The sequence below is a fragment of the Ruegeria sp. CJ9 genome, assembly GCF_056536625.1.
In genome coordinates this window covers 25,615-46,087 of the sequence record NZ_JBQFPY010000008.1, presented here as the reverse complement: position 1 = coordinate 46,087, position 20,473 = coordinate 25,615, and the positions used below count along the sequence as shown (strand labels likewise).

General features: G+C 54.4%; 18 protein-coding genes. 1 reads left to right on the top strand and 17 read right to left on the bottom strand.

The window, feature by feature from the left end:
* Nucleotide 1 precedes the first annotated feature (1 nt).
* From ACR0AJ_RS16180 to ACR0AJ_RS16155, 6 genes are all read right to left on the bottom strand, one after another.
* On the bottom strand, nt 2–925 hold the full coding sequence (locus ACR0AJ_RS16180; RefSeq protein WP_170362623.1) for an oligopeptide/dipeptide ABC transporter ATP-binding protein: 924 nt from the start codon (nt 923–925) through the stop codon (nt 2–4).
* Nucleotides 922–1,902, bottom strand: a complete 981-nt coding sequence (locus ACR0AJ_RS16175) for an ABC transporter ATP-binding protein (RefSeq protein ID WP_170362624.1) — start codon at nt 1,900–1,902, stop codon at nt 922–924. The genes ACR0AJ_RS16180 and ACR0AJ_RS16175 overlap by 4 nt, the downstream gene beginning before the upstream one ends.
* A complete protein-coding gene (locus ACR0AJ_RS16170) occupies nt 1,899–2,756 on the bottom strand; it encodes an ABC transporter permease (protein WP_170351177.1) in 858 nt (285 codons plus the stop codon). The genes ACR0AJ_RS16175 and ACR0AJ_RS16170 overlap by 4 nt, the downstream gene beginning before the upstream one ends.
* A gap of 12 nt (nt 2,757–2,768) precedes the next feature.
* Nucleotides 2,769–3,707, bottom strand: a complete 939-nt coding sequence (locus ACR0AJ_RS16165) for an ABC transporter permease (protein ID WP_170351176.1) — start codon at nt 3,705–3,707, stop codon at nt 2,769–2,771.
* 87 nt (nt 3,708–3,794) lie between these two features.
* Nucleotides 3,795–5,360 (bottom strand): ABC transporter substrate-binding protein, encoded by a 1,566-nt coding sequence (locus tag ACR0AJ_RS16160; RefSeq protein ID WP_170362626.1) that lies wholly within the window; start codon nt 5,358–5,360, stop codon nt 3,795–3,797.
* Nucleotides 5,361–5,381: 21 nt separating this feature from the next.
* Nucleotides 5,382–7,358 carry a CocE/NonD family hydrolase gene (locus ACR0AJ_RS16155; protein WP_480741339.1) on the bottom strand — a complete coding sequence of 659 codons (1,977 nt, stop codon included), beginning with the start codon at nt 7,356–7,358 and terminating at the stop codon, nt 5,382–5,384.
* Nucleotides 7,359–7,486: 128 nt separating this feature from the next.
* Between ACR0AJ_RS16155 and ACR0AJ_RS16150 the strand changes: the two genes are divergently transcribed.
* A complete protein-coding gene (locus ACR0AJ_RS16150) occupies nt 7,487–8,248 on the top strand; it encodes a helix-turn-helix transcriptional regulator (RefSeq protein ID WP_480741337.1) in 762 nt (253 codons plus the stop codon).
* A 271-nt stretch (nt 8,249–8,519) separates the two neighbouring features.
* Here ACR0AJ_RS16150 and ACR0AJ_RS16145 read toward each other — a convergent pair whose 3' ends face one another.
* From ACR0AJ_RS16145 to ACR0AJ_RS16095, 11 genes are all read right to left on the bottom strand, one after another.
* Entirely contained in the window at nt 8,520–9,683 is a 1,164-nt protein-coding gene (locus tag ACR0AJ_RS16145) for a glycosyltransferase (RefSeq protein ID WP_170351172.1), read from the bottom strand.
* Entirely contained in the window at nt 9,680–10,543 is an 864-nt protein-coding gene (locus ACR0AJ_RS16140; protein WP_170351171.1) for a sulfotransferase family protein, read from the bottom strand. Before ACR0AJ_RS16140 ends, ACR0AJ_RS16145 begins: the two co-directional genes overlap by 4 nt.
* A 26-nt stretch (nt 10,544–10,569) precedes the next feature.
* Complete coding sequence (locus ACR0AJ_RS16135) at nt 10,570–11,538, bottom strand: sulfotransferase family protein (RefSeq protein WP_480741335.1); 969 nt, start codon at nt 11,536–11,538, stop codon at nt 10,570–10,572.
* Nucleotides 11,539–11,723: 185 nt separating this feature from the next.
* Nucleotides 11,724–12,251, bottom strand: coding sequence for an acyltransferase (locus ACR0AJ_RS16130; RefSeq protein ID WP_170351169.1), 528 nt, complete (start codon nt 12,249–12,251; stop codon nt 11,724–11,726).
* A gap of 1 nt (nt 12,252) precedes the next feature.
* A complete protein-coding gene (locus ACR0AJ_RS16125) occupies nt 12,253–13,221 on the bottom strand; it encodes a glycosyltransferase family protein (RefSeq protein ID WP_170351168.1) in 969 nt (322 codons plus the stop codon).
* Nucleotides 13,222–13,259: 38 nt separating this feature from the next.
* Nucleotides 13,260–14,579, bottom strand: a complete 1,320-nt coding sequence (locus ACR0AJ_RS16120) for a lipopolysaccharide biosynthesis protein (protein WP_480741333.1) — start codon at nt 14,577–14,579, stop codon at nt 13,260–13,262.
* Nucleotides 14,576–15,790, bottom strand: coding sequence for a hypothetical protein (locus tag ACR0AJ_RS16115; protein WP_170351166.1), 1,215 nt, complete (start codon nt 15,788–15,790; stop codon nt 14,576–14,578). The genes ACR0AJ_RS16120 and ACR0AJ_RS16115 overlap by 4 nt, the downstream gene beginning before the upstream one ends.
* 518 nt (nt 15,791–16,308) lie before the next feature.
* Nucleotides 16,309–17,307: an ABC transporter ATP-binding protein gene (locus tag ACR0AJ_RS16110; protein WP_170351165.1), complete on the bottom strand. Its 999-nt coding sequence runs from the start codon at nt 17,305–17,307 to the stop codon at nt 16,309–16,311.
* A complete protein-coding gene (locus ACR0AJ_RS16105; RefSeq protein WP_425082549.1) occupies nt 17,304–18,299 on the bottom strand; it encodes an ABC transporter ATP-binding protein in 996 nt (331 codons plus the stop codon). The genes ACR0AJ_RS16110 and ACR0AJ_RS16105 overlap by 4 nt, the downstream gene beginning before the upstream one ends.
* A complete protein-coding gene (locus tag ACR0AJ_RS16100) occupies nt 18,296–19,438 on the bottom strand; it encodes an ABC transporter permease (RefSeq protein ID WP_480741332.1) in 1,143 nt (380 codons plus the stop codon). Before ACR0AJ_RS16100 ends, ACR0AJ_RS16105 begins: the two co-directional genes overlap by 4 nt.
* 5 nt (nt 19,439–19,443) lie before the next feature.
* Complete coding sequence (locus ACR0AJ_RS16095) at nt 19,444–20,448, bottom strand: ABC transporter permease (RefSeq protein ID WP_170379431.1); 1,005 nt, start codon at nt 20,446–20,448, stop codon at nt 19,444–19,446.
* Nucleotides 20,449–20,473 lie beyond the last annotated feature (25 nt).

Here is a 20,473-nt window from a genome sequence, read left to right as displayed (position 1 = left end):
ATTAGGACAGCGGGGCCAGACAACGCAGGCCGTGGCCTTCGCCCACTTCCCATTCTGGTGTCTGGGTGCAGATATCCTTGGCAAAAGGACAGCGCTCGCGGAATTCGCACCCGGAAGGGCGCTTGAGCAGGCTCGGGGGTTCACCTTTAAGGGCGATCCGTTCCAATCGCGCATCCGGGTCGGGCTCTGGATTGGCACTCAGAAGACAGCGCGTATAAGGATGGCGCGGGTCGTTGAAAATCGTCTCGGTTGTGCCTTCTTCGACCAATCGGCCCAGATACATTATGCCCATCCTGTCGGCCACGTGGCGCACGACGCTGAGGTTATGTGTGATGATAACCATCGCCAAACCCAGCCTTTCGCGCAGGTCATTGAGCAGGTTCAGCAATTCGCCCTGCACCGACACATCAAGGCCAGCGGTTGGTTCATCCGCCAGGATCAGCTTGGGCTCCAGCGCCAACGCACGGGCCACGCCCACACGCCGTGCCTGACCGCCAGACAGCTGGTAAGGATAACGATCCGCAAAATGCGTGGGCAGGTTGACCATTTCCAGCAGTCGCTTGGCCTCGGCATCCAGATCGCGGTCTTTCATGCCCTGAATGCGATAGGGTTCTGTGATCAGGCTGCGGATCGTCAAGCGTGGCGACAGGCTTCCGACTGGGTCCTGAAACATCATTGCCATGTCCTTGCGAAGCGGACGCATGACCTTTTCCGGCGCGCCTCGAATTTCCTGGCCTTCGAAAGTGACCGAACCATCCTGCGCCGGGGCAAGTCCCGCGATGGCGCGAATAACCGTCGTTTTGCCAGAGCCACTTTCACCAACCAGCGCGTAGGTCTCGCCGGGTTCTACGGTAAAGCTGACGCCCGCCAGAACATTGACCGGTCCATAGCTGGTTTTAAGGTCCACGACGTTCAGCAAGCTCATGTTGTGGCCTCCTCATGGTTCAGCCAGCACGCAGCATGATGGCCTTCTTTTAGTTGATCCAAAGGGGGCACCTCACTCGCGCAGCGTGCCATCGCTTGATCGCAACGATCTCTGAAAATGCAGCCACCTGGCAGGTTGGCCAGATCGGGCACTTCGCCGGGGATGGTCGGCAATATACGGGCGCGCTCTTTGATGTGACCGGGGTCGCATTCTATAAGACGGCGCGTGTAGGGGTGTTTGGGGTTGTGAAAAATCTCCCGCACGTCGCCGCTTTCGACAACTGCACCGGCATACATCACCACCACCCGGTCGCAGAGTTCAGCAATCACACCCAGATGGTGCGAGATAAACAGGATGGCACAGTGAAATTCGCGTTGTAGTTCTTGCAGGCGCTCAATGATCTGCACCTCAAGCGTTGCGTCCAATGCAGTTGTCGGCTCATCCGCGATCAACAGGTCAGGTTCGGACATCAACGCCATCGCAATCGCGATCCGCTGGCGCATCCCGCCCGAGAATTCGTGGGGATATTGTTTCAATCGCGCTTCGGGATCGGGAATGCCAACGGCACCCAGCATCTTGGCTGCGTGGGCCAGTTTGTCCGCTTTGGATTGCTTGGATCGGTGCTGAATGTCCAGCATCTGCTGCCCGATAGTCAGAACCGGATTATGCGTTTGCATCGGATCCTGAAAGACAATGGATATATCCGCCCCACGCAGGTCACGCATCTGACGCTCAGAGGCTTGCAGCAAATCCTGCCCCTTGAACCTAACCTCTCCTTCGCGGAAGCGCGTATTGGGTGCGGTCAAACGCAGGATAGATGAAATCAAGGTGGATTTGCCACAACCAGATTCCCCAACAATGCCGACAATTTCACCCTTGTTGACGTTGAAAGTGATATCCCGCAGGGCCTTCAGGTCGCCGCGTCCTGTTTCGTAGTCGACGCTGAGGTGGTCGATTTCCAGAAGTATATCGGTCATCTCTGTTTCCTCAGTTTCGGGTCAACCACGTCGCGCAGGCTTTCACCCAGGAAGGTGAACCCAAGCGTTGCCAGAATGATTGGCAGGCCGCCGCCCACTACCAGCCACGGTGTTTGGCGGATCAGCGAATAGCCATCCTTGAGCAATGCGCCCCAGCTGGGGGTTGGGGGTTTGACACCCAGTCCCAAGAAGGAGAGGCCAGCCTCAAGCGCGATAACTGTGGGGATGTCCATCGCCGCCAGTACCGCCAGAACGCCAATGATGTTGGGCAGCATATGCACACCCAAGATGCGCGCCATGCTGGCCCCCATCGAGCGTTCGGCCAGTATGAACTCGGAGTTGCGCAGCGTCAGCGTCTGGGTCCGCGCCACTCGCCCGTATGTCGGGATCGAGGTCGCCATGACCACAAACACCACGGTCTGAAGGCTCGGCCCGACGAGGGCCACAACAGCAAGCGCGAACATCACGGTCGGAAAGGACCTGATGGTGTCGAAAAATAGCATCAGAAGATTGTCGAGCCATTTCGGCCCGTACCCTGCAACCATACCCAGCGTCAGGCCAATCGCCATGGCACCAAACACAGCAGGCAAAGCCACCTTGAGCGCGACTTGGCCTCCGGCAATCACACGCGAAAACGTATCACGACCTAGCTGGTCGGTTCCCAGCAGATGCGCCGCGGACGGTCCTTGCATGCGGGATTTGATATCCATCGCAATCGGGTCATAGGGCACGATCCAGGCCGCGAATATCGCGCAGAACACGATGATGCCAACGATGATCAAGCCCATTAAGCCAAGCGGGTCGCGAGCGACACCGACTATGATCTGGCTCAGTTCAGAACGAGATTTTTCCATAACTCCCCCTCCTCAATGAGCCGTACGCGCACGTGGATCGAGCAACGCATTGATCAGATCAGCCAATGCGGTCGACACCACGAACAGCGCGGTGGATACGAGGACCGAACCCATGACAATCGGGTAGTTGCGGGTCGTGATGCTATCGATCACCAACTTTCCCAGCCCGGGGCGGGCAAAGACGATTTCTGCAAAAACGGCCGAGCTGAGAAGAAAGCCCATCCCGACCCCAATCACGGTAACCACTGGCAGTATGGCAATACGCAACGCGTAAACCATGACCACGCGACGTTCGGCGATACCAAAGGCCCGGGCCGTGCGTACATGGCTTTCGCCCATAACTTCCAGCATCGAAGCCCGCACAAGCCTGGCAATATAGCCAACCCAGCTGAGCCCGATTGCAAAGGCGGGTAGGACAAGATGGTCCAGTCGATCCCAGAACCCTTCGCCCGCGCCAATGGCAGGGAACCATTGCAGATGCACGGCAAAAACAAGCAGCGCCAACAGTGCAACAACAAAGGCCGGCGCAGCAACAAAGCTGACGGATACTGCAGCAGCGATCCGGTCGATCAAAGTGTTAGGATGCGCAGCCGCATAGGCACCAAGCGCAATGCCCAAGCTTGCAGACCACAGGATAGACGCAAAGATCAGCTCCAGAGTGAAAGGCAATTGCTGAAACACAATCTCGGTCACGGAACGGCCCGAGAAGACGTCAGTGCCAAGGTCACCTTGCAGGAGGTTTCCATAGAAGATCAAAAGTTGTTTCCAGATCGGTTGATCAAGCCCCAGCGCCGCGGTTAGCTGAGCCTGAAGCTCGGGCGTGGCGCGCGGGCCCAGCATGATCTGGACCGGATCGCCTGGCACGGCGCGGATCATCAGGAACATGACGGTCACCGCCACGAAGAGGATAAGCAGCGACAGCCCGAAGCGACGGGTTGCGAAATTCAGCATGGCCAACTGGCTCCTTGCGGCTTGGTGGCTTTGTTTTTGGTACGGCGAGCGTTACGCGCCCGCCGTACCTCGGTCGACCTGGGGAGATCAGGTCGCCTTGCCGAAATAGCGAAGCAGGGACAGGCCATCCGGCCGAAGCGCAGGAATGACACGTGCGCTGTGGATGACCGGTGTCGCCTCGTGGGTGATAAAGCGATAGGCACCGCTATCTTCCATCAAGTCTTGCGCGCGCTGATACATTTCAGCCCGTTTTGCGATATCCGTTTCCGCAGCCGCGGCTTCATGGATTTCGTTGAATTCAGGACTATTGAAACGCTCCCAGTTCCACTTGCCAATCTGTTCGGGCGTAAACCACGACGTCGCATAGTACGGATCAGGGGTCATGGAATAGCGATTCAGTACAAGCTGAAGGTTCTCATTGTCGCCAGACGCCCAGAACGCCCCGGATTCTAGAACATTCACCTCAACCGTGATCCCGATCTGCGCCAGTGTCGCCTGAATGATCTGGGCGGTTGTCGTAAAGGTCGTCTTGTTCAGTGTATCGAGGGTCAGCGTAACATTGGTTTCACCGGATTCCGCCAGCAACTGCGCCGCTTTTTCAAAATTCGCCTCGGGTGGCACAAGCGAAGAAGGTCGATGCCCGGCAAGACCCGGTGCAATGATGCCGGTCGATGGATCAGCGGCACCAAAATAGGCGGCCTCTAGAATGCTGGGTACATCCACCGCGTGCTGGATCGCCTGCCGCAGTTTTTGATTTTGCAGCTTCGGATGCTCGACGTTCATTCCCAACCAGACATAATAAAGCGAGGGTTTTTCAACCAGCGATCCGCCATTCGGAACACCGGCGCGGTACCGCTCGACCGAGCCCAGCGACACGCGGGTTACATCCAACTCACCTGCCTCAAACGCAATCTCGGCTGTGTTTTCATCGTCAATTGGATAAATCTCGACAGTATCCCAAGTCGGCGCATCCCCTTTCCAATCAGGGTTGCGCTTAAGAACCGTCTTTTCCTTGGGTGACCAACTGTCCCGCAGGTACGGCCCGGACTCTGCAACCGGATCAGCCCCGATCCGGCCACCGGCGGCTTCGACTGCCGCTTTTGAGACGATGTTTCCGGTGATATAGGGCAGGGCGATCGACCAGATCGGTGCGAACGGTTTGTTCAGAACAATTGTCCCTTCGCGTTCACCAGTTACTTCAACATGGCTGAATGGCCCCAAGTCGGGCTTGTTCGGACTGTCGGTCGCGTCGTCCACGACCCGTTCCATGCTGAATTTGACATCCTCGGCGGTCATGGCACCAAAACCGTTGGTGAACCCGATATCGTCACGTAGTGCGAATTTGATGTGGGTCGGATCAACCTGCTCAATCATCGTTGCGGCATCCAGCTGCCAGCCCCATTCCTCGCCCGGTTTGTACTGGATCAGCTTGTTGTAGATCGAAGCATGTACTTCCTCTTCAACAACACCAACGGAATGGGCCGGATCCATGTTCTGTGCATCACCATAAGCCCGCACACGCAAAACACCGTCATCTGCTGCAAACGCACGGTCCGCCCACCCCATCGGAAGCGCGGTTGCGGCCCCAAGCGCGGTTGCGCCTTTCAGAAACCCCCTGCGACCGATATTGGCCTTTGTCCATTCGATCTTCATAGTATCCTCCCTTGGATTAATTCAAAGAAGCCCGCGCGGAATGGTTTCCGACCATTCCTTTGTCAGAACTTCGATTTCGTCTGCGCCTTCGGTGGCGCGTAGTTTGCGGTAGAGGTAGAAATTCTGCGCATCGCAGGTCATGCGGCACTCGGTCGAGATGGCCACCTGCCAATCCACCCGCTCAAAGGTAAAGTTCCAGGCGGTCTCGAAGACGGCGGTGGCGGGATCATCGGGGTGGATACCGTAGTGCATTCGCACATCGCTGCCGACAATCAGATCATGATAAGGATCGCGCGTCTTGCCGTAGTCATCGAACGTTTCCAGAACCACTCGACCATCGTCGGTCATCATGCGTTCGGATTGGGCTGAAGGTGGACGCAAAGGTTCAGCTTCCAGAACCGGATATGTCTGTGCCGGTCCCGGTTCCGAGGCATTAATTTCGCGTGTGACCTCGCGCACCGGCAGATGCAGGGCGCAATCTTGCAAGTGCAATGTCACCTCGGCAGAATTCGGCGCCGGCCAGACGATCGGCCAGTAAGATGTAGACAGGGCCAGCCGCAACACATGGCCCCGGCGTAAGTGATGCGCGCATTCATTCAGGGCTATCTCGGCCTCGTAAATCTGACCTGGCTCCAGCGTTTGCGGCGTCTCATGACTGTGGTAGTGACACAGGTTCAAAGACCGATAGCTGATCCGCTGCGATACACCGTCAGGCGAGACGTCGCACAACCGCGCGACCAGTTGTGCCACTGGTTGATCCACTGAAAATTGAAACTTCAGCTTTGCACGCCCCAGTAACTCTAACGGAACTTGCAGCGGCGCGCTGTCAAAACAAACCGACAGGGCGTCGTCCCTGGCCTGGTCGCCCGCAAGTTCGTTGTCGATCCGCATGCCTGCACAGAAATACCCCCCATCGGCACCAATATGACAGGGCGACGCGATAGCGACCGTGCCAGACGTCGACTCCTGCGAAAAACCGCCCTTTGTCAGATGCCAGACCTGTTCAGAGACATGAGGCGAAGGCCATGTCGCCTCAGCGATCCAACGACCTTGCCGAGGGCTGTTATGCGCTGTTGGGTTGAAGTGTTCCTGCATATAGGTCCGATACGCAGGCAAATCCTCGGCGCCATTTTCTTGCCCTTTCAGCCAGCGATCAAACCAGCCGATGACTTCTGAGTGAAAATCCGCCGGATCAAGTTTCGAGATATGCGCGTAGCGATGTTCCCAAGGTCCAATGACGGCTTTAGCGGGCACGGTTAGGTTCGCGACCAAAGCCGGGGGTGCATTGACATAAGCATCTGCCCAGCCAGTGATTGCCAATACAGGGGTCTGGATCGCGGACCAATCCTCGCAAACTGAGCCGTGCTTCCAGAAAGAGTCCCGTGTCGGATGACGCAACCAATCCGCCGCAGAGAATGGGACGTTTTGCAGTCGGGCAAGCCAATCCTCTCGCCAATCCGCGCGAAGTTCAGGATCAGCAGGGCGGGTCAGGTACGCAAACATCTGACTGCCCCAGTTCATATTGTCACTTAGCAGGCATCCACCCATAAAATGGATGTCATCCGCATAGCGATCCACAGTCGAAGCGACACTGACCACGGCTTTCAACGCAGGTGGTTGTCGAAAGGCCAGTTGCAGACCGTTAAACCCGCCCCACGATATTCCAATCATCCCGACAAACCCGTCACACCAATCCTGCGCGGCAATCCAGGCTATGACCTCCTCGCCATCACGCAGTTCCTGCTCGGAATACTCGTCGTCAAACTGCCCTTCGCTGTCTCCGGTCCCAGCAATGTCGACGCGGATGCAGGCATATCCTGCTTCAGCAAAAACTGTGTGTGTTGTTTCATCTCTTGGCGCAGTGCCATCGCGTTTGCGATATGGCAGGTATTCCAGAATGGCCGGGGCCGGATCTGTTTCGGGTAACCAGATACGCGCGGCAAGCCGCCGCCCGTCCGCAAGGGTGATCCATGTGTTTTCGATGGTTTCGATTGGCATCTGAGACTTATCTGTTGTGGGCCGATACCGAAGAAGAAACCGATTTGCAGACAAAACAAATTGTGCGATCTTATGCGAGTTGACGCTATTTGCAGTGATATCGCGTCAGAATGCGAAAGGTTTTGCCTATGTCTGAGAATTTTTCTGCCAACCTGCGGTCGTTATGCGCAGAACATGGGAACATTTCGCAGATTTGTCGCGATATCGGCGTCAACAGACAGCAATTCAATCGTTACTTGAATGGCGCCAGTCTGCCTTCCGCGTACAACATGCGTCGCATTGCGCGTCATTTCGACCTGACAGAAGCCGATTTATTCGCTGAAACCGGCGTCTTCGAACTGATGCTAAAAGGCGCCCTGTCACATACCGGAACAACGCCAACGGATGCTTTTTTGGAACCTTTTCGAAGCCAACAGAAAAACCTCAGGCGATACGTGGGGTTCTATCATTCCTATTTCTGCACACCTTCATGGGAAGGAAAGATCTTTTGTTCATTGATCCGAATTCAGGAAGTCGATGGGCTGTTCACGATCCGCTCCCGAGAAATTGCTACGTCTCCAGACAAAAGCACGCACCAGATTTCACGCTATGCTGGTTTGGTGACAATGCGCGGAAACAGGATATTCGTGACCGAGCACGAGCTTACGCGCGAAGGTAGCGTTGCCAATACGATTTTGTATTCCGCACACCGTCAACAGCTGAAATATCTGCGAGGCATGACAATGGGCGTCGCATGGCGCCCTTACCCGCATCCCTACGCTGCCAAGGCAATCTGGAAACGATTGCACGAGCGTGTAACCGCCCGTGAGGCAATTGCTGCTTGTGGAATCTATCCTGCCCAAAGCAATAGGATTGATCCAACCGTCAGAAAGCACCTTCACGAGGCTTGAGGCGGTCGTTGAACTAAAATAAACTCTAATTTTTAGGTAGTTGCTCGTGTGGACCGCAAACTCCAAGTTTGAATTTGACGTCTCACTCTACCAGCAATTCAACGTCACCTGTTGTATTGAGAGCAAACCGATGTTAGTTCCAGACCGCATAAACGTTTGTTTCACGCAGAAGTTCGAAGCCCTTAAAGCTGGGTTTAGGTCCTATTTTGGCTGGGACGCTACCCACTCTCAAGGACGTTATGCTACAAGTTTGGCAGTGCCTAAACGGCAACTACGCCGGGCATTGAATCCTGTCGTTGGCGAGCGTCCGTTGAATCCATGACAGAATTTCAGATGGGCGACTTTTTTTACGATCTGCCTGTGACAACGGCAACAGGCTTTCGCGCATTTCCGCCACGCGGAGGGGGTTGGCAGCAAGCTCATCCAGTGCCGCGGCAAGAGCATCAATATCGTAGGGGTTCACCAATACCACACCTTTGTCCGGCACCTGCCACCTGACGTCGGGAATATCCGACGTCACTGCAGGAAGCGCGCAAGCCATGGCCTCAGCGATGGCGTTGCAGCAGCCCTCGGCCAGAGTTGGAAGGGCCAGCACATCGGCGGCATTCAGCCATAACGCAAGGTCCTCATGGCTGACGCTCCCTGTCTTGATGACTCCTGGAAAGTCTGGCACCAGCGGTCCAGAACCTAGAAACGCAGCTTGGACAGGCTTTGTCATTTTGTGCAGCGCTGCGTTAAGCCGGGATGCTCCTTTGCGGTCGTAATAGTGGCCTACGTAGACCGGGATGAATGCATCTTGGCTCAGCCCAAGCTTTTGTCGACATTCGACCTTATCCATCGGACGAAACCGTGCCCAATTCGGGAAATTCAATATCAGTTCCACGCGTGATGAATCGGCACCCAGCTCTATCGCCTCATCCTGCAATCGCGGTGATACACAGACAATCCCTGCCGCGTCACGTATAACTGTGCGGCGCATCTCAACCGTATCGGTTGTGCCTTTCAGCAGAGAATGGGACTCGCCCAAAGCCACGAAGTAGGGCAGCCCCTTTTCCCGAGCAACGACACGGGCAAACTGCCCAGACTCGGCAAATTGAGCGTAGATCAGATCGGGTCGCTTACCACCACGCAACCCCGAGAGGATATTGTCGTTGTGGCGGTCTAGCAGCAAGCGGTAGAGCCCTTTGGGTAAATGCTTGGCAAATGGGGTGCCTAACGTCGGCACCAGATCTGTATTGACGCCGGGGATTGAGACATCTTCGCGGAGAGATCGTCCTTTGAGGCGCTCAGAAAGGGTAGTCGCGCTAATCACATCGACAGCAACACCTTGGGCACTCCAGCCCTCGGCAAGGTTGGCAACAAAACGACCGGATTCCGGTTTATAGGGGCGGGGATAGACTGGCGAGACAATGCGGATGCGTTTTGGATAGATCATGAGGCGGTTTTCACCAGTGTTTCCGGGTTGAGTACCTCGGGCATCCAAATGTCCTTGGTTTCTGGATATATTTCTGCGCAAAAATTGTAAGTCGGATCGAAAATGATGCGCAATTGTTCTTGGGTCGCGTCACCGACGTATTCAGCTTTGGCATGCACATTCACCTGCCGTTCTGCATGCTCGGGGCAGAAGGCGACACCCGCAAACTCGGACAGGCGGGCGATTTCATCTCGCTGAAAGATCGTTTCGTAAAAGCCGAAGAACAACTGATCTTCGGCAAAAACTTGTCGCAAAGCAGTTACGGTGCGTTCGTAGTCAGCTCGCAGTCTCGCTTCGGGTGATTGTGCATAAGCCAGTACAGCGGTATCCAAATCGCCATCTAGCTGTACAGCTTCGGTGCGGGTGTTTTTGCGTCGGTTCATCTGTGCTGCAGAAACGCATCGCGTCACCGGATCGCGCATGAGAAACATAGCTTTCATAGGAATGCCGCGATGGGCAAAGCCGTCTCGAATGGTTTCTAGTACTGACGCTGGTAGACCTGCATAAGCTGGAGTGATGTCGCCAGTTAAAGCAATCCCAGGACGATTGAGCAAGTCCTTGAAGAAATCGAAGTAACCTTCAAGATCATCCTGTAACGCGCCGCGAACCGCAGAGACAGACGGAGACCGGCGGAGCGCGCGGCGCAGTAAGGATTCACCTGCGTTTCGTAGACCTGATCGCCCACGATGATCGTAGTGTGCCATTTCTGGCAAATGGACCGAATCCCAGACGTGGTATTCCTTTATCGGACCAAAATCTGCATTCGAATCCGCAGCGAGATAGGAATGCACCCAGGTCGAACCGGATTTTTGCGCACCCAACCCGAGAAGGAAACAACCCTGATCGCTCATGCACTTGTAACCTTGTCTGCAGACTTAACCTTGTTCCAACGCAGCGCCTGTTTGAATTTCTTGATGGGTTCGGCGGTAACACGAAACGGCCATTCGCCCATTCGGATCATCTCTGACCTGATTGCAGGTCGCGGAAAGGAAAAGAGCCGATCGTATCCCAGCATCTCAAGCAGCGCGCCGCCGTTGTTCGCTTCGAAGATTTCGATCTCACGCTGTGAGAGGGTTGTACGCCAGCTTTCGACGCGATCGGCAGAAGGAGCTTCGCCGACAAGTTGGTGTTGATGGCGAGTGTAGTCGGGCACTTCAAATCCGCTAGAAGCGCTCAGCTCTTCTGGGGTAACGCTGCGTTTCTCGCCTGCGGTCAGAAAAGTTAGCAACGAGCTCCAATCATCCAGATGTCCGCGTGCCAAATCCTCATACCGGACGGTTACGCAGCAATCCGGATGTCTCAGGCTTGCAGCAAGCCCCGGCGCTGTACGTGCGGCCCACCACCATGATGCGTGCATTGGGTTGCGCGGTCCCCATTCCAACCCCCGAACCGAGGAGAAGACTGCCCGCCCATCTCGAACCAAGTTAACGAACCGGGCGTTGGGGAATGCTCGCCGCAAAATGCTAAAATCTTCGAAGTTAATCGGGGTGTGATCTACCCAGATTGGCGCAGTGCCAACGGGGACGCCTTCGGGAAAAACCAAATGGCTCAAAAAGCTAGCGGCATCATTACATTTCAACAGTGTTTCACGCACCGGGCGATCCCTCCAAAGTCGATAAGACCGCTCATTGTCGAGTACTTTGACTGCGACCTCGGGGCCATTAACCGCTAACGCCCGCAAGGCGGGGCGTTTGAACTGAGATTCAGGCATCACTCGACCGTTCAGCAGTGCCCCTATGCGATCCCCCAAAAAGGTCGTTCCACTTCTGGGGCAAGCGCCGATGAAAATGGGGCGTACTGAAGTTGGTTCGGTCATGAAATTCTCGTGCGGGCAATAGAAAGTTGCGTCAAGCCATGGCTGGCTGAGCTATGTTAAATGGCTAAGCGGAAATTAATTCGTTTTGAATATTACTGTTATCGAAAAATTCAGGCTGGATTGATCCTCTTAGACACCAAATCGGAAAGAACTTGAATAGTGAACATATGAAAATAGGCGCAGAACTAGACTGTTGCATTTTCGTGATTGGCAATTTCCTCGTCCGAAAACCGTCGTGAAATCTTTTTCGCCGGGTTCCCGGCAACAACGTCGTAGCTTTCGACATTCGAGTTTACCAGTGAACCTGCACCAATGACAGCTCCTCTGCCGACAGTGATTCCGCTCAACAATATCGCGCCAAATCCTATCCAGACATCGTCCTCGATACAGATCGTGCTTTCGGGTGTGTCGCTGTCCTGATCGTCGCTGTAGATCCACGAAGCTTGGGTAATCGGCACGCCGACTTGCTTCATGTCATGATCCCGCCGACCCACAATGCCAACATAGCTAGATATCAGAACGTTGCTTCCAATGGTTCCATTGCAAGCCATGTAGAAGTTTCGCCCGATATTGACGTTGTCACCAATTTTTAATTGATCGGGGGCCTGAATGTGCCCTTCCACACCGATAACAAAGCTTTTTCCGACACTCACATTCGCCCGAATTGCAGTGTATCTGTTCATCGCTCGATAAGCGTTTCGCACATATTTCATTTCACGTGCCCCGCCCGATGGATGCCACCTGTTTGGCACGTCGTTTTACCCGACCCAGCTGGGAGATGACCTTTTGCAATTTCACATCCCGTGAGCTTCTGATCGAATCCAACGCTTTGAAGTCCAGCACAACTTCTGACGGCAATTTAGGTGAAAACGAGGCCAACTCTTGGTTCTTGTGCAAAAAGCGATAAGGGTTGAGAGGGCTTGCATGTGTACCCGCAAACATACCTGCGTTCCGCACTAGGCTAACGGGCGGGGCTAGTGAAACGCCGCCTTGCAAAAAAATCTCTAGGTACCAGTTCACGTACCAGCTGCTTATTAAGCCAAGGTCGTCAAGCTCGAGAATGGATGAGAAATCCCGAAGACCAAGAACGTCAAAATAAGTTCTGAAACTTTTGGACCCGACGACAGCGTGATCCCTCGAGCCAGACGCGAAACGCTCCCAAGATGTTTTCCAGGTTGCCCAGCCCCAAGGATGAGGAAATGGAACAAAAAATGCGTCCCGCCGCTCCTTAAAACTCGCGACGTCGTACATATAGCCAGAAATACTCCAAACCCGGTCATCCGAAGCAAACTTTGCCAGAGCCTGATTGAAAAAATGCAGCGTCTGCGGCGATAGGATAAGATCGTCTTCCAGGATGATAGCGCAATCATTTTCCCTCAACTCGTCAGAAACACCTTTACTGATCGAAGCTTTCAGGCCCAGATTTCTTTCCCTCACGTGAATTGTCTTATTGGGGTGTTCCAGATTTTGAATAACTTCGCGAACGCGTTTCACCATTTTGGTATCTTTGGCGGTTCTCGGCCCGTCAATGAACACATTCAGAGGTGACTCCAAAAATTCAGGACATCGCTTTAGTGACTGCAAGGTTTGAGATAATCTATCCGGTCTGTTGTAAGCAAAGATCAAAATAGGCGCGTAACTGTTATTCATCTTTTGATCTAGCGATTTGGAAGTTTCGAACATGTATCAACTCAGATGACCTTTTTTTCAACCAATGCTATTCAAGATTTTTTGCTGCCAACAAAACGTGCTTTATCCTGGATGGCCCTATACTCACGCCTACGGCCCAGTTGCCACGGACCGGGACCGGCAATTGGATCGCGCATTACCTGCATCAGGCTTAAAGTGTTAGACAGATTGATCGTCGCGGTGGACAATGACACTCCCAATACTGCCGCAACAGGCTCATTTAAAGCCCAAGCCAAAAGCAGACAGAAGCTTGCGATGCCAAAGCCCAGAATATTTGCGGTGAGGTTGCGTTTTTCATTGCCGCTTTGAGCAAGAATAGCCCCGACTGGACCAACACAGAGGTTCACCGCCGCACCGGCCATGATGATAACGGTATAGAGCAGGAACGGTGGGTCTGTGGAAAATGGCAGCTGGACAAAGAAATAGAGGCCGGCAAGCGATAGGACACCAATCACGAACAGCCCAGCGTTCAATCCCAACATTGAGCGATAGAGGCGCCAGATATTGCCCCTGGAACTGCCGGCAACGCGCGGAAGTACATACATGCGAGCTGGCTCGTTGAGGTAGCTCAGTAGATTGCCAAAGCGCAATGCAAGAGCAAAGAACCCGGCCGTTTCAGCACCAAACAACGCCAAAACAGCCAACGTGGTTCCGTGAACCCGGGCAAGGCCAATACTTTGATAGGCTAGAAAGTGCCACTGCTCAGAACCCAGCAACAATCGCATGCGCCCAGGAGCCGCTCGGTGTTGCGCACGACATTCTGCCCAGAAATCACGCAGAAGAACCGCCAAAACCGCGGCAGCCAGAAAATATCCTAAAGCCAAGAACGCTACTGCCTGAATGTGTCTGGGCACTGAAAGGTAGTTGTCCAACGGTAAGGAGAAAAATCCCAGACTTACCAACAAAGGTAGTACGCCTCCGACCAGTGTCACCAGCACCTGACGTCTTTGGGCTACGACAACCTGAATCAGGATTTGCATGATGTTAAAACTCAGCAACAGCATTACAAACGCGACGGCGCCGTAACTGGTCAGCTTACCGAACACTGGCTTTGCCAATATCGTAAACCCGATTAGGGCGACGACCACCGAGGCTAAGATCGCCGCTCGGACAAAAGTATGGAAACGCTTCGGAAAGTTCGGATCAGTGCGAAAGTGACGTACCAAAACGTTGTCCGCACCAAAGCGCGCGCCCAACCCTAAAAGAACCTGCGCGCTGATGAAAGCCGAAACTAGGCCGAAACCTGCAACCCCCAACTCAGCCGCCCATAGTGTAGTCTGCGTCAACGACAAAAGAATGACTGCCAAACGAAGCGTGATCATACGCAACGCAAATACCAAAATATTTTTCACGCGATCTTACCCTTTGAGGAACGTCCGTTGGGTGCTGGCAAACCTACAACGATCAAATAAAGCATCATGGCTTGAGGGAAATGAAACTCCAACCGCATCAACATAAAAACGATGAAAAGCGCGAAGCCCTTTCGTCCAAGTCGCCAGACTGCGATGCCACCAATGGTTGCAACTGCAATGGCACCCACCAGACCGCCTTGAAACAGAAAATAGAAACCAAAGCCCATGGATTTGGAGTAACTACAATGAAAGCACTCTGCGTATCGGTTCCCGAATATTGTAGATAAGAAGTCTCGCGTTTTAACATCTTCGACAAGCTGTGCCTTAATGTAGATACTGATATCGTTCCCGCCACGGTCAACCAGGCGTTCAGTCAGAAATTCCATCGATTGCAAGCCCAAAAGCGGCAGAAGTTGCAAAATCAGCACAGGGATCAGGCCAAGTCCCAGTACAAGCAAAAACAGAGATCTCGCCGTCAGTTTGCTGGTCAGAATAATCGACACCACCACAACCACAGCCAATAGCGCCGCCGTGATCGACAGCGTTCCAGCCAATAGAAACACAGCAAACCAATGGAACAGAGTGGGCATTCGATCGCCCATCAACGACAACACCGTTAACGCCGCGAAATTGACTGCGAAGGACCCTGGCTCCGAATGGTGTCCACCATAGCGGGTCAATCCCCATGTGGTTATTACCCCCTCACGGTCGACGCCGATATAGTTAAACACTGATGGGTCGAATGGTATTCCCAGTTGCCCCCAAAATATTACTTCGCCCATGTACAGCATCGCATTCAGCCAGGCTGCGTAATAAGCATAAGTTGGAAGGTTTTGGAGGAACCCGCCCACCGGCAGCGTTAAGACAATAAGGGTAAAGCCAAGCAGGATGATGACGTATTGCACGGTGGCCGTGGAAAGGGTCGCCAGAAGTACCGGAACGAGTATCAGTAGAAGTCCGAGCCGTGCGGGGCTGCTGGGGGCAAGAGTACTTGCAGAACCCCTCCGGCCGCCGATAATCACAAGCGCCAAAGACAGGATCGGCAAGTATAAGATGACAAACTGGCTGGCGCTGGTGACGTTGCCCTGAGAGAAAGTAACAAACAACAGCAACGTGCCCGCCGCTGTCTTGGTAAATGACGCACTTTGGTTCTGCCTGGGACTCAGTTGCCAGTGGCGTTCGACACCCTGTGCGTTAGGACTGTTAACCATTTTTCAAATTCTCAAGGGTTGTCAGAGCTGGGAATACCAGAAGCAATATAATGTACGGTTTGTTGAACTAATTTTCACGGAACGTGCAAAAGTACGACTTTCAGATTGCAGAAACACCATTACCGATCAGGTAAGATGCCCTGCGTGCAAGAAACTCCGAACCTAGACTGTTTGACCTTCATCGTATGAGTCCACCCATTACCGCAATACCGGCTAGGCGAAAAGTCTTTTGACCGGGACTTTGGTGCTGGAAATACCCAATCCTTCTCATTGCGCCAAGAAGTGTGAAGTGCAACGGCTTTCGTGGGACCGAGATACTTATTGCCGCCTGAACATACGCCCCGCAGAAACAGTTGGATTGTGAGTTTTCTTGAAGTACCGATGCGTGTTCGCGAGAAGCCGTATTCGGTTAAACAAAAAAGCTTTCAGTGTCTCCCCAAGTTACATTACTCGTCAGTTGCCTCTATCGCCTCAAAGGCGTTGAACCAATTTGACGGCAACCAACACTTTGACCCGGATTAACCCGCCAACTGCAATTCACGCCATCTGTGGCAGCTTACTGCATGTCCAGCCTCGCAGGTCTCCAAATGCGGCTCTTCCCGCTTGCACAGGTCAGTGGCAAAAGGACAACGTGTGTGAAACTGACAACCACTGGGGCGATTGGTTGGCGACGGGATCTCACCTTCAAGTTTCTGCGCTTTGCCGCGATCATCCGGGTCCAGAGACGGGATCGCTGAAAACAGTGCTTTGGTGTATGGGTGACGCGGCGATTGGAATAGCTGGCGCGTTGGCGCGCTTTCCATGATCTGCCCCAGATACATCACGGCGACATGATCGCAGGTATGGGCCACCACCGACAGGTCATGACTGATGAACAGATAAGTCAGCCCCATCTCATCCTGAAGCGACTTTAACAGGTTCAGGATGTCGGCCTGAATTGACACATCCAGTGCCGCGACGCTTTCGTCTGCCACCACAAACCGGGGTTTGGACACCAGAGCGCGGGCAATGGAAATCCGCTGACGCTGACCGCCAGAAAAAGCATGTGGAAACCGGCGCAAATGTTCCAGGTTTAGCCGACACAAGCTGGCGATTTCGCGCACACGCTCGTCCACCTCTTCGCGCGAGTTGCACAGACCCATAACTTCCAGAGGTTCGGCAATGATGTCGCGAACGGTCATACGCGGAGACAGCGCAGCATATGGGTCTTGAAAGATCAGCTGTGCACGGCGGCGGTATTCCTTCAGGTCGGCCCCGGCCAAATTGCCCAGATCATAGCTGACCTCTCCATCGTCATAATGGGCGGTGCCACCGGTGATGGGTGCCGCATTCAGCAGGGCACGGCCAAAGGTTGTCTTACCCGAACCGCTCTCACCTACCACACCGAAAAAAGACCCTCGGGGGATCGACAGCGAAACTTCGTTGACCGCCATCAGGGTACGCTTGTTGAAAATCTTACCGCCGACAGGGAATCCAACCGACAGGTCCTGGGTTTCGATCAGATTGTCGTTGCTCATGCGGATTGTCTCTCGTCACAAAGGTGGCAGGCTGTGCGATGGTTTTCACCGGTGTCCGACCAGCCCGGCACAATCGTTCGACAGACATCGCCAACGATTTTGCTGCAACGGGTATGGAAAACGCAGCCTTCAGGCCGTTCCAGCGGCGAAGGGATATCGCCTGGCACCGGCATCAATGGCTTGTCCAGATCGTCCAGCTGTGGCAGCGCGTCGATCAGCCCTTGGGTATATGGGTGATAGGGGTTGCGGATCACCTCGCGGACCGGGCCTTGTTCGATCATCTTGCCCAAATACATCACCGCCACCTTGTCGGCTGTCTGTGCGACCACCCCAAGGTCATGGGTGATAAAGATGATGCCCATCCCGAATTCATCCACCAGATCCTTCATCAGGTCGATGACCTGAGCCTGTATCGTTACGTCCAGCGCCGTGGTGGGCTCGTCCGCGATCAAAAGCTTTGGCTTGGTCGATAACGCCATGGCAATCATCGCCCGCTGACGCATGCCGCCCGACATTTCAAATGCGTATTGCCCAAACCGGGTGGACGCATCGGAAATACCGACGCGGTCCAGCATCTCGATCGACAGTTCACGGGCCTGTTTTTTGGACATATCCGTGTGAATCAACAGCTGCTCGACCATCTGGCTGCCGATGGTCATTGCAGGCGCGAAACTGGCCATCGGTTCCTGAAAGATCATGCTAATCGCCCCGCCACGCACGACTTCCATATCTCGCGGGCGCTGCAAGGCAAGGACATCCACCGGCCCGCTATCCAGATGAAGCGTGATACGGCTTTCCGGCGCGTAGACTGCATTGCCCGGATTAAGCTTCATCAGCGATTTCGCGGTCACGGATTTGCCCGAGCCGCTTTCACCCACAAGGCCCATGACCTCGCCCGGGGCCAGCGAAAATGACACGTTGTCGACCGCGGTGATCAGCCCTTCGTCGGTCTTGAATTGCAGCGTCAGGTTTTCGACGTTGATCAGGCTCATTTACGGGTCTCCGAATAGGGATCGGCAGCATCGCGCAGCCCGTCGCCCACAAAGACGAAGGCCATGACAAGCGCGATGAAGAAGAGGACCGGGATGAAGTACCAATGATAATTCAACAACACATCTGCTTTGGTCACGTTCTGCAACATAACACCCAATGAGTTCACCGGGTCCTTGAGGCCCAGCCCAATAAAGCTGAGCGCCGTTTCCGACAGGACCACGTAGGGGAACGATATGACCAAGTCGACGATGATATAGCTGGTAAAGCTTGGCAGAAGATGCCGCCTGATGACGTGACCGGCGGGTGCCCCGCACAATTGCGCGGCCAGAACGTATTCTTGATTGCGCTCGGTCAGCAGATGGGTCCGTACCCGTCGGGCCAAGGTTGGCCAACCCACCAGCCCGAGGATCAGGGTTATGACGAAAAATCGGGTTTCAGCCGACCATTCGGGTGGAATAAAGGCGGCGATGGCCATGAAAAGGGGGATAGACGGTACTGTCCTGACCGCGTCGGTGATCATCTGGATCACACTGTCTATGGCCCCGCCATAATATCCAGCCACGCCACCAATTATCAAAGCCAACACGAACGAGATCACCACGCCTAACGTGCCCACCTGAAGTGACGTCCAGACCGCGTGCAGTGTGCGTGAAAAAATGTCTTTTCCTGCGCTGTCAGTGCCGAAAAGATGGACATAGCCCTGATCCATGCCAAACAGATGGATGTCGCCCGGAATGAACCCAAACAGTTTGTAGCTGTCGCCGTGGACGAAAAACTGCATGTAGCGGCGTTCATCCTCGTTTATCTTTTCGACCCAGCGAAAGTTAGTGGCAATCGACCGCTCGCGCGTCACCGTGTGCAGAAACGGGCGGATCGAACAGCCGTTCTTGTCGCAGAACTTCGGTATCTGAGGGGCCCCGTTCAGGTAATCCTTGTCCCGTCCTGCGACCGTTGGATCGTATGGCGACAAAAACGGCGCAAAGAGGCCCGACAGGATCAGAACAACCAAAACGGTGGCCGCGATCATCGCCGCGCGCTGCTTTTTGAACCTGGCCCAGATCAGCTGTCTTTGCGACGCCGTGAAATACGCTTCCTTGGCCTTCTGATCGTCGATTTTCGTGGAGGTTTTTGCAGACATGGATCTTACCTCAGAATGCTCTTGCGCACACGCGGATCAATCACGGCCAACAGGATATCCGTGGCGAAATTGAGTGTGACGATGGCGGCTGTTAGCAGGAAGATGATGGCGCCTGCCAGTTGTTGGTCGTTCGACCGTGCCAGAGCCTCCAGCAGCAGCGACCCGGCCTCGGTCAGTGTCAGGATCAGGGCGACAATGGGCAGTTCGTTGAAGATACGGTTCAGGTCAAATCCCAGCGAGTTGATAATTGGCCCAAGCGCATGACGGGCGGGGTAGCGCCACAATAAACGCGGGCCATAAATCCCACGCGCCGCAGCTGCGGTTACGTAAAGCTTGCCGATCTCATCCGACATCAATGCGCGCACGGTCTGCAACGCAAAGGCAGTCGCGGACCAGCCCAGAATGAATATGGGCAACCAGGCATGTTTCAGCAGGTCCACGAACTTGGCCCATGACCAGGGGGCCTCGCGATATTCGGGGCTGAACAAGCCGGTGAGTGTCTCGCCAAAATAGATTGTGGAAAACAGCATCACCATCAGCGCCAGCAGAAAGTTGGGCATGGCCAGACCCAGATAGCTGATCAGGCGCAGAGAATTGTTGAGGAATGCGTTCTTGGAAGCAGCCGAGATAATACCCACGGGTAGCGCGATCATATAGGCCAGCGTCAACGATCCAAGGCAGATCCACAGCGAGATCCAAAACTTGTCGCCCAATAGCTGTGCGATATTCACGCGTAATATGCAGCTTTCGCCGAAATCACCGCGGAAGGCACCGCTCAGCCAACTGGCCCAGCGTGTCAGGAACGGGCGATCAAGCCCTAGTCGGGCCCGTTCGGCCTCGATATCCGCCAGTGTGATGGCCGAGCCTTGGGTATTTTTATAGGCAAGATAGCGTTCGGCACAATCGCCCGGCACAAGCTCCATCAGCGTGAACACGATGAGTGATACCAATACAAGTGTGACCACAGCCATCACCGCACGCGTGGCGGCAAAGCGGGCGAATTGGAGCATGTCTTTGTTCCTGGCTAGCATTTGG